We start from the raw sequence: 10480 nt of genomic DNA on the forward strand, positions 1-10480 counted from the left end.
CAGCGCTTACGCTGTGACGGGGGTCTCCCAATCCTGGCAATTTGATGTTCGCCGCATTGGGCGGCTTGTAGTTGCAGTTGTCTCTAGTTGTTTGCGACAGTTTTGCTCACTTCCTAGCTGGCTGCGTCAATAATTCGGAGGTTTGCGCGTGGCCTCATCCACCGCGACAATGCGGGACCGCTTCCAACAGCGGTTCAAGCACTGGCGGTACGACCCGCCGTACAAGTCCGCGTGCGCGGGCATGGTTATCCTTTTGGTCGCGGTGTTGGTGCTGACGTGGATGCAGTTCCGCGGGGTGTTCGAGGAAAAGACGCAGCTCACGGTGTTGTCCAACCGTTCCGGTCTGTCGATGGACCCGGGCTCGAAAGTCACTTTCAACGGGGTGCCGATCGGCCGGTTGACCGCCGTGTCCGTCGCCGAAGTCGACGGCGACCAGCAGGCCAAGCTGACGCTGGACGTCAAGCCCAAATACCTCAAGCTGATCCCCGAGAACGTGACCGCCGAACTGAAGGCCACCACGGTGTTCGGCAACAAATACATCTCGTTCGTCGCACCGGACAATCCATCGTCGGCACGGGTCGACCCGGCCACGCCGATCCGCGCCAAGGGCGTGACGACGGAATTCAATACCCTGTTCGAGACCATCACCGCGATCTCCGAGCAGATCGACCCCATCAAACTCAACGAAACCCTGACCGCGACCGCGCAGGCGCTCGACGGTCTGGGTGACAAGTTCGGCCAGTCGATCGTCAACGGCAACGACATCCTGTCCGACCTCAACCCGCGCATGCCCCAGATCCGCCGGGACATCTCCGGTCTGGCCGATCTGGGCGAGGTCTATGCCAACGCCGGGCCAGACCTGTTCGACGGCCTGACCAACGCCGTCACCACTGCCCACACGCTCAACGAGCAGCGCGGCAACCTCGACCAGGCCCTGGTGGCCGCGGTCGGCTTCGGCAACACCGGCGGCGACATCTTCGAACGCGGCGGCCCCTACCTGGTCCGCGGCGCGCAGGACCTGCTGCCGGTCAGCGCGATGCTCGACCGCAACAGCCCCGCCTTGTACTGCATGATCCACAACTACGCCCTGGCCGCCCCGAAGTTCGCGCAGCAGACCCGCAACGGCTACGGGTTCGAGCTGCAGGACTTCCTGGTCGGCGCCCCCAATGCGTGGGTGTATCCGGACAACCTGCCCCGGGTGAACGCGACCGGCGGGCCCGAAGGCCGGCCCGGCTGCTGGCAGCCCGTCACCAAGGACCTGTGGCCGGCTCCGTATCTGGTGATGGACATCGGTGCCTCGATCGCGCCGTACAACCACTTCGAACTCGGCCAGCCGCTCGTGTCCGAGTACGTGTGGGGACGCCAGATCGGCGAGCACACGATCAACCCCTAGCGGGACTCCTCGCCGGCGGTCGCGATGTGCTGTCCGGCGGTCTTGACCTCGAGTTCGGCCTCGAGCTTCGCCTCGTAGGCGCCCTCGTCACGGCCCAGTGCGATGGTGGCGGCGGCCATCGCACCGACCGCCACGGACAGGGCCACCGGTTCCCAACCGGTGATCGACAGGTGCTCGCCCAGGACGACAGAGCCGAGCACGACCGCCACCACGGGCTCGAGCACCAGCATGGTCGGCACCGAGGTCTGCAGCGAGCCGGCGTGAAACGCCGACTGCTGCAACAGCGTCGCGATCAACCCAAGGATCACCACCAGGTACAGGGCCGGCGTGGTCAGCACGGCCACCGGGCCGTCCACGGCGATCGTGTGCATCACGATCTTGGTCAGTACGGCGACCACGCCGAACATCACGCCCACGGCAAGTGCCAACAGGACCGCGCGGCGCCAGTCGGTGCTGCGGGTGGCGGCCAGGACGCACAGGCCGACGGCCGCCGCGCACACCACGACGACGATCACGGTGGTGGCCACCGATACCCCATAGGTACCGGTGCTGGCCCTGGCCAGGGCCACGAACACGGTCAGTGCACCGGTCAGCAGCAGGGCCCACAGCCATTCAGCGCGGCTGACCTTGCGGTGGGCCAGGCGGGCACTGAGCGGAAGCGCGAACAATAGTGCGGACACCAAAACCGGTTGGACGAGTAGCAACGAGCCGAACCCGAGTGCCAGCGCCTGGAACACGTACCCGGCCACGGCTGACGCGGTTCCCGCCCACCACAACCTGCGGCGCAGCAGGGTACGCAGCATGACTGTGCTGACGCCCTTCTCGGGCGGAACGTCCATGGTGGCGCGCTGCCGCACCACAATGCCGACAGCTGCGAAAACCGCTGCGCACAGGGCGAACAGCACCGCAAGACTGTTGCCGAGCAAGCCTCGTCAACCCCTCCCGGGCCGATGTGTCGACCTCTCCAGAGGGAGCAGGCCAGTGCCCTCCAACCGTAGAGCGCCGACGGTCTGCGCGCTGCCCCGGGCTAGACGACCTGCAGATGCCGCTTCGGGGGCTGGTCGGAGGTGCCGGTGGAGCCGGTGAATGGGGCGTCGGGAGTGGACTGCGGTTCGGGGGCGATCTTGTCGTTGACGCTGGCCACCGCGTGGTCGACGCGGTCCACCGCGGTGTCGCACAGGTCGCGGACCCGGCCGCTGGCGGTCTCGACTTCGTCGGCAGCGCTGCGCAAGTAGGCCCTGAGGTTGACCCGGAGCCGCTCGCCGGCCCTGCGCGCCCGCAGTCGGACCCGGTCGTCGACCTCGACGGTCACGTATGGCAACAACCGAAACCTCATAGCCCCGCTCCCATCTCCGCTTGCCTTGGCTCACAGTATCCGCGCCCGACCATGGATCGAGCCAGACGTGACCGGCGCCGCATTCTGGCAGTTTATGGCCGGCGGATCACACCGACAGCTAGCTTCCGGCTCCGTCCCAGTCGGTCAGGGTCCAGCCGTCGGTCGGGTTGCCCTTGATCACGACGTAGCCGGTGTTGTCGAGCGGGTGCTGCATCAGCAGTTGGGGATTGGGATTGCGGACGTTCATCTGGACCCACAACATGATCGCCGCGCCGTGCGAGTACGCGACGGGATCGTCGTCGCCGCTGTCGTAGATCTGCTGCACCGCCTCGTCGAACCGGGCGTCGAACTCGTTGCCGTCGGTCGAACCGGGTATCCGGGCGTTCCGGTCGCCACGCAACCACTGCTCCGGCGCAGCGAAATACGTCTGTACCGCGCTCGCCTCGGGCTGTCCCTCGTAGATGCCTGCCTCCACCTCGTGAAGCCCGGGCAGCACGGTGACCGGCTCACCCAGCGCCTCGGCCATGGGCTGAGCGGTCTGCTGGGTCCGGACCATGGTCGAGGCGAAGATGCCGTCGTAATGGTGGGGCGACAGCCGCTGCGCGCTGGCGACGGCCTGTATCCGGCCCAGATCGGTGAGCGACGGGCCCGGCGTAGAGCTGTCGATGAGTCCCGAGGCGTTCCCCGCCGACTGGGCGTGACGAACAAAGGTCAGGGTGATGGAGCGGTAGCCACCTGCGGCCGCAACGGGCGCCAACAGCATGGCGAGGACCAGGACGACGGCGGCGGACAGCGGGAGTGCTCGTAGTTTTCGCACACCGGCCATAATTCACCCTCCGGCGTACGTTCGTTGGCGTGACTACCCTCAACGATGACAAGGTCGCCGGCGCGCTGGACCGGATGTATGCCGCGGCCGACGAGCAGTTCAAGAACATGCGCGCGGACGGGTCACGTCGGTTCGCCGATCTGTCGAATGCCAGCGCGCAGGAACGTGCGGATGCGCTCAGTGACATCTACATGCCGGTGACCCGGGAGGCCGGCCGGCTGTTGTACTCCCTGGTTCGGGCCACCAAGCCCGCGATCGTGGTCGAGTTCGGGATGTCGTTCGGGCTCTCGGCCCTGCACCTGGCATCGGCCGTGCGCGACAACGGAACTGGGCGGGTCTACACCACCGAACTCAGTGCCACCAAGATCGCCGCTGCCAAGCAGACGTTCGCCGAGACCGGCCTGGATGACGTCATCACCGTGCTCGAAGGCGACGCGCTGGAGACTCTGAAGTCGGTGACGGGCGACATCGGCTTCGTGCTGCTCGACGGCTGGAAGGAGCTCTACCTGCCGGTGGTCAAGCTCCTGGAGCCACAGCTGAGCACGGGCGCGCTGCTGGTCGCGGACAACACGTCGATGGCCGACACCGAGCCCTATCTGGACCATGTCCGCGAGCCTGCCAACGGGTATGTCAGCGTGAACTTCCTGGCCCGCGACAGCGACAGCATGGAGCTCAGCTGCCGCACTTAGCCGGTTCGGCCCCGATACGGTGCTGACATGGTGGATTTCGCCCTGCGGTCATGCGGGCTGCGCGGGCACGCGACGTTCGCCCCCGATGAACCGGAACTGCGCGACCGGTTACGGGTAGACACTCCCGTCGGAGAGGCGTGGCGTTGCCTGCGGTGCGAGACATTTGTCGTTGGTCCTCCGCGCGGTCACGGGCCTGCCGACACCGCACCGGAGATCCCCCGCGGCCGGCTGCTGCGAGACCGCACCATCATGCGGTTGCTCGCCGCCGAGCGGGCGGTGCGTGGGATCGTGTTCGTGCTGCTGGCAGTGGGCATCCTGAAGGTCCGCGCATCCCGCAGCCAGCTGCAGGACGCCTTCGAGAAGGACATTCCGCTGATGCGGCCACTGGCCGACCAAATCGGTTGGAACATCGACGATTCCAAGATCGTGCGGCACATCGGCGAAGCGTTCACCCTGTCGTCGACCACCCTGCTGTGGATCGCCGTCGGTGTGGCCGCCTACGCCCTGATCGAGTTCACCGAGGCCGCCGGCCTGTGGCTGATGAAGCGGTGGGGCGAGTACTTCGCGGTGATCGCCACCGGCGTCTTCCTGCCGCTGGAAATCTATGAGCTCACCGAGAAGGTGACCGTCCTGCGCCTCGGTGCGCTGGCGATCAACCTGGCCGCCGTGATCTGGTTGCTCTGGAGCAAAAGGCTTTTCGGAATCAACGGTGGCGGCGAAGCCTACCGCGCCGAGCATCACACCGAGAGCCTGCTCAGTGTCGAGCGGGCCGGGTTGGCCGCTCCAGATGTTCCTCACGTGCGCGGTACCGATACGCCGACGGAGTCTCGCCGCAGAACTGACTGAAGCACCGGGTGAACGAGCTGAGGTTCTCGAACCCCACCGCCGTCGCGGTCGCCTGCACCGACTGATCAGGCCCGGCCAGCAATGCCATGGCCCGCAGCATCCGGGCATGCAGAAGATATGTCCGCCAAGAGATTCCGATCGTCTCGGCAAACAGGCGGCGCAACGTCCGTTCGGAAACCGCCACCGCCCGGCTGACATCCTCGGCTGTCACCGAGGCGAGGTGCTCCTTGGTGTAGGCCAGCGCGCCCGCCACGATCGGGTGGTCGGTGGTCGGCAGGCTCAGCGGCGCTTCGTGATCGAGCGCGTCGGCCACGAGGTTGGCCAGGGTCCGGAAGAACGTGTCGGCCGTCTCGTCGTCCTCATCGCCCGGGGGTCGTTCGATCGACCAGCGGAGCGCGTAGACCATCATCTCGCGGATCAGCGGGGACACCGCGATGATCCGAGCCCGATCACCTCCATCGGGGATGAGTTGCGGGTCGAACATCACTGCGATGGTCTTGACATCGGGGTTCATCACCGCCTGGTGGTGAAGTCCGGCCGGAATCCAGGCGGCCTGCTGCGGCGGCAGCAGATAATGCGCGGTCGCGGTTTCCACCTCGACCACGCCGTGCAGGGCGTACTCGATCTGATGTACATCGTGGAAATGCCAGCCGGTGATCAGCCCCTCACCCTCGTAGAGATAGCTCCCCGCCGCGGCCCGGCCACCCAGACGCAGGTCGATGTGCCGAGGATTGGCCGATTGGGTCAAACCTCTGTCCGAAAGTGCAGAGACGGTCACGCCTTCCGAGGGTACTAGTTGAGTCATGCAGACCGACGACTTGATCCTGATCAGCATTGACGACCATGTCGTCGAGCCGCCCGACATGTTCCTCAACCACGTGCCGGCGAAGTACAAGCCCGAGGCGCCCATCGTGGTGACTGACGACAAGGGCGTCGATCAGTGGATGTATCAGGGTCGTCCGCAGGGAGTATCCGGTCTGAACGCTGTGGTGTCGTGGCCGGCCGAGGAGTGGGGTCGTGATCCGGCCGGGTTCGCCGAGATGCGTCCCGGCGTGTACGACGTGCACGAGCGGGTCCGCGACATGAACCGCAACGGCATCCTGGCCTCGATGTGCTTCCCGACGTTCACCGGGTTCTCCGCCCGGCACCTCAACATGACGCGTGAGGACGTCACGCTGGTGATGGTGTCGGCCTACAACGACTGGCACATCGACGAGTGGGCGGGCAGCTACCCGGATCGGTTCATCCCCATCGCGATCCTGCCGACGTGGACTCCCGAGGGGATGTGCGCTGAGATCCGCCGCGTGGCCGCCAAGGGCTGCCGCGCGGTGACGATGCCCGAACTGCCACACCTCGAGGGCTTGCCGAGTTACCACGACGAGGACTACTGGGGCCCGGTCTTCCGGACGCTCTCGGAGGAGAACGTGGTGATGTGCCTGCACATCGGCACGGGCTTCGGTGCGATCAGCATGGCGCCCAACGCCCCCATCGACAACCTGATCATCCTGGCCACCCAGGTCTCGGCGATGTGTGCCCAGGATCTGCTGTGGGGTCCGGCGATGCGCAACTACCCGGACCTGAAGTTCGCCTTCTCCGAGGGCGGAATCGGTTGGATCCCCTTCTATCTGGACCGCAGTGATCGGCACTACACGAACCAGAAGTGGCTGCGTCGCGATTTCGGCGACAAGCTGCCCAGCGACGTCTTCCGCGACCATTCACTGGCCTGCTACGTGACCGACAAGACGTCGCTGAAACTGCGCCACGAGATCGGTATCGACAACATCGCGTGGGAATGCGACTACCCGCACTCCGACTGCTTCTGGCCCGATGCTCCCGAACAGGTGCTGGCCGAGCTGAATGCCGCGGGCGCAAGCGATTCCGACATCAACAAGATCACCTGGGAGAACTCGGCGCGGTTCTTCGGCTGGGATCCCTTCCAGCGCACCGCACGTGATCAGGCGACCGTCGGCGCACTACGCGCCAAGGCCACCGACGTCGACACCTCGATCCGCCCACGCGCGGAATGGGCCCGCCTCTTCGAGCAGAAGCAGCTTTCCAAGGCCTGACCTGGGTTGAGTCTGCGGTGAGGGCGCGAAGTGCGAGTACACGACGCCCTCAGCGCAGGCTCAAGCACGAAGCGGTACGCCGCTGCCCTTCGCGTTCATCGACGTAAAGGCTTCGGAGACCGCCACTTCATCGGCCCCGAGTTGGGCCGCGGCGACAGCCTGGGATTTGAATGCCTGCGCGGCGGCACTCAGGTTGTGTCCGAACATGTGGGTCTGGTCCGGAGATTCACCCCAGACCAGAATCTCAGCGCACCCTGTGGGGAGCCCGTCATCCGAAATCGCACGGGCATACGCGTCGGCGCCCATGACCAGGACGCGGTGTTCCTCGTCCGGGAGTCCCGGCGATGACGCATCGACCAACTCGGCGCCGAGGATCTGCACCGGCCGAACGTCGCCTTCCTGCGAGAGCTGCACGCTCACCCGCCAACCACTCATCATCCGGTCGACGATCAGTCCCCCGGCATTGGCGACCAGTTCGGCCGCATCCCGGGCTACCACGTGCATACGGTATCCGACTGCGCCACCCGGCTTTTCGCTCTTCATCGCAGCACCCGCACCGGGACGTGGGCCCATCCCGCGACGTTCTGCATACTCACCCGTTCGCAGCGATCCCAGGCCACCTCGTAGCGGGGCATGAAGTCCAGGAGCTTGTCCAGGGCGATGCTGCACTCCAAGCGGGCCAGCGCCGCGCCGAGGCAGCTGTGGATTCCGTAGCCGAATCCGAGGTTCTGGGCTTCGGTGCGGTCCCGGTCGATGTCGAAGACGTCGGGGTCCGTCCACGCATCGGGGTCACGGTTCGCCGAGCCACCGACCAGGAACACCGGCTTGCCCTCGGGAATCGTCACGCCGTGCAGGTGAATCTCACGCTGTGAGCGCCGCACGTTGTACTGGGCTGGAGCCTCGTAGCGCAGCAGCTCCTCGATCGCGGCGGGGATCTTGCTTCGGTCCTCGCGCAGCCGCTGCCATTGTTCGGGGTGGCGGGCGAACATCACGACGGCCGCACCGACCAGCTTGGTCACCGTCTCCGCGCCGGCACCGCCGAGAAGGGTGGCGAATCCGGCGATCTCGGAGTTTCGCAGCCGGGTGACCTCGCCGTCCTCACGCTCGATCTCGGCGGCGATCAACCGGCTGATCATGTCGTCCTGCGGTTCGGCACGGCGCTGTTTGATCAGGTCGTAGTACATCAGCCAGGTCTGGGCCATCGCCTCGATCCCGGCTTCCGACATCTCGATCTGGCCCGGCTCCCGATGCAGCGAAGCGTCGATCCACAGCCGCACCTGCTGGCGTGATTCCGGTGGGACGCCCAGCATCGTGGTGATCACCTCGACCGGAAAGTACGCCGAGAAGTCGGACACCACATCGAATTCCCCCTGATCGACGGCCGCGAGGTAGCGGTCGATCTGCTGGGCGACCATGTCCTGGAGCGCACTGATTGCCCTGGGGGTGAAGACCTTGTTCACCAGGCTGCGCATGTGCCGGTGTTCGGGCGGGTCCATCGAGATGATCATCTTCGCAGGGACCTTCTGCCCGGTCCGCACCATGGCCAGATCGACCCCGTAGGCCGACGAGTACGTTTCGAAATCCTTGAACGCGGCCGCCACGTCTACGTGCCTCGTCAGCGCGTAGAAGTCATATTCCGCGCTGTAGTAGACCGGAGCTTCCTCCCGCATGCGCCGATACGTCTCATACGGACCATTGAAGAAGTCCGTCGAGAACGGGTCGAAAACCACCTGCGACGTCGTCAACCTGGCCTCCCGCCGGAACACACAACCTGCCCCGATATGATTCCGGGACGCCCAACTGTAATGGTTACAGTAGGTTCGGTTCAAGTATCCGGCCAGTACGGTCGGCTAGCCTGCGGGCGGCACCAGGGAGATCAGCTCACCGGAGGCGGGCAACGCCTGCACCAAGGTGGACCCGACCGCCCACATCGGCCCGGGTTCGGGGATCTTCCACAGCACTGAGCAGGTATCGAGGTCGAACCCGACCGTGGGTGCCTCGTCTTCGTCGACGTCCGCCTGCGGCGCGACCACCACCGTTCCGTCGGAACCGATGAACTCGTCCTCCTCCATCGGAAGGCCCGTACACGACGAAACCCGATTGCCGCTGCGGAGATCGAACTTGTCGACGATCACCGTCGACAGGTCGGCTGCGCCCCAGTCACTGGCCGTGATGTGCATGCTGCCGCCGAAAAATCTGATCGCATTCGGAACGCGTTCGGAGCCGATGTCGACGACCGTCATCGGTGTGCCGCGGTTGTCCAGCACCAGCATCTGATCGCTCGTTACCAGCGACAGCACCGGGAGCTCGGTGCTCGTCAGGCCGGGTCTGAAGAGATCAGGAGCGCCGGCCTGATTGGCATAGCTGCCCACCTGATTCCCGCTGTCATCGAAGAACGTGAACGTCGTCGAACTGTGGCGGCCGCTGCGCTTGCGTTCCCGGTCGACGAAGCCGCCGACCACCGGCACCAACTCGCCGCTCGTCTTCAGTACCGTGCCGTCGACGGCCGAGAACGCCACGCTGCGGTCCTTGCCGACTTTGGCCACCCCGATGTCGCTCGCCGGCATACCGGGTTGGTGTTTCAACACCGTGATGTCGCCTTCGACACCCTTGACCGTCCAGGTGAACTGCGCTTGGTCGTCGATACCGTGCCAGCCGGTTCCCGGTTCATAGGCCACCGCGTAGGTGCCGACCTGCACCACCTTGGCTTCGTCACCGAAGGCATCGACCCTCAGAGTGCTCACCGTGTGGGAGAGGACCGCGCCGGTTTGCGCATCGAGCACCAAGGCTTCACCCGGCTCGTCGCCGTAATCCCTGTTGAGGCACAGAACCCTGGCGGTGCCGTTGAGCAGACAGCTGACCTTCGCCTGGTGGCCGACGCTCACCGGGGTGAACGACGGAACACCTTCCACCACGTCAACACCCAGCAGCCACGCACTGCGCTGGCCGGTGGTCCGAATCTTGCCGGCCACGGTGAAGTACGCCCGGTTACCGACGTCACCGACGTGTTCCACGCGCGGTTTGTCGATATCGGCCAGCAAGGCCTTGAGGTCCATGCGCCAGCCCGGCACCGGCTGCTGGCGCAGCGGCGGCAACGACACCTGCCCGGGCACTCCGACGTCACCGGCATAGCTGACCGGCGACGTCAGCCCTCGCCCAGACCCTCCGACGACCAAGCTGACGCCCACCCAAACCAGTCCGGAGACCGCACAGAAGGCGGCCACCATGACAAGCCAGTGCCCCCAACGCATTTGGCGCGATCCCGCACGGTAGCCAGGCTGAGGATAGTTCACCCTCCGACCCTAGCAACACCCAACCGGCCCG

At 65.6% G+C, this 10480-nt stretch carries 11 protein-coding genes; 4 read left to right on the top strand and 7 right to left on the bottom strand.

Annotated elements, in window-relative coordinates; translation table 11 throughout:
- Positions 1-169 precede the first annotated feature (169 nt).
- Positions 170-1393, top strand: coding sequence for an MCE family protein (locus tag HBE63_RS24815; RefSeq protein WP_166910164.1), 1224 nt, complete (start codon positions 170-172; stop codon positions 1391-1393).
- On the opposite strand, the gene HBE63_RS24820 is transcribed toward HBE63_RS24815, so the two are convergent.
- From HBE63_RS24820 to HBE63_RS24830, 3 genes are all read right to left on the bottom strand, one after another.
- Positions 1390-2319, bottom strand: coding sequence for a DMT family transporter (locus tag HBE63_RS24820; RefSeq protein ID WP_166907173.1), 930 nt, complete (start codon positions 2317-2319; stop codon positions 1390-1392). The two genes, HBE63_RS24815 and HBE63_RS24820, sit on opposite strands and share 4 nt — an antisense overlap.
- 101 nt (positions 2320-2420) lie before the next feature.
- Entirely contained in the window at positions 2421-2729 is a 309-nt protein-coding gene (locus tag HBE63_RS24825; protein WP_166907175.1) for a hypothetical protein, read from the bottom strand.
- A 118-nt stretch (positions 2730-2847) separates the two neighbouring features.
- Positions 2848-3555 (bottom strand): histidine phosphatase family protein, encoded by a 708-nt coding sequence (locus HBE63_RS24830; protein WP_166907177.1) that lies wholly within the window; start codon positions 3553-3555, stop codon positions 2848-2850.
- Positions 3556-3662: 107 nt separating this feature from the next.
- Here HBE63_RS24830 and HBE63_RS24835 point away from each other — a divergent pair, with 107 nt between their 5' ends.
- Complete coding sequence (locus HBE63_RS24835; protein ID WP_371815055.1) at positions 3663-4244, top strand: O-methyltransferase; 582 nt, start codon at positions 3663-3665, stop codon at positions 4242-4244.
- A 27-nt stretch (positions 4245-4271) separates the two neighbouring features.
- Positions 4272-5090: a DUF2127 domain-containing protein gene (locus HBE63_RS24840; RefSeq protein WP_166907178.1), complete on the top strand. Its 819-nt coding sequence runs from the start codon at positions 4272-4274 to the stop codon at positions 5088-5090.
- On the opposite strand, the gene HBE63_RS24845 is transcribed toward HBE63_RS24840, so the two are convergent.
- Positions 4999-5868 carry a helix-turn-helix transcriptional regulator gene (locus HBE63_RS24845; RefSeq protein WP_208301202.1) on the bottom strand — a complete coding sequence of 290 codons (870 nt, stop codon included), beginning with the start codon at positions 5866-5868 and terminating at the stop codon, positions 4999-5001. The genes HBE63_RS24840 and HBE63_RS24845 overlap by 92 nt on opposite strands.
- Positions 5869-5893: 25 nt before the next feature.
- Here HBE63_RS24845 and HBE63_RS24850 point away from each other — a divergent pair, with 25 nt between their 5' ends.
- Entirely contained in the window at positions 5894-7156 is a 1263-nt protein-coding gene (locus tag HBE63_RS24850; protein ID WP_166907180.1) for an amidohydrolase family protein, read from the top strand.
- Positions 7157-7216: 60 nt separating this feature from the next.
- Here the strand turns inward: HBE63_RS24850 and HBE63_RS24855 are convergent, their stop codons facing one another.
- The 3 genes from HBE63_RS24855 to HBE63_RS24865 form a co-directional block, all read right to left on the bottom strand.
- Positions 7217-7654, bottom strand: coding sequence for a hypothetical protein (locus HBE63_RS24855; protein WP_166907182.1), 438 nt, complete (start codon positions 7652-7654; stop codon positions 7217-7219).
- Positions 7655-7695: 41 nt separating this feature from the next.
- Positions 7696-8901, bottom strand: coding sequence for a cytochrome P450 (locus HBE63_RS24860; protein ID WP_166907184.1), 1206 nt, complete (start codon positions 8899-8901; stop codon positions 7696-7698).
- Positions 8902-9006: 105 nt separating this feature from the next.
- Positions 9007-10449: a hypothetical protein gene (locus HBE63_RS24865; RefSeq protein WP_166907185.1), complete on the bottom strand. Its 1443-nt coding sequence runs from the start codon at positions 10447-10449 to the stop codon at positions 9007-9009.
- Between the last annotated feature and the right edge of the window lie 31 nt (positions 10450-10480).

The sequence above is a fragment of the Mycobacterium sp. DL440 genome, assembly GCF_011745145.1.
Lineage (GTDB): Bacteria > Actinomycetota > Actinomycetes > Mycobacteriales > Mycobacteriaceae > Mycobacterium.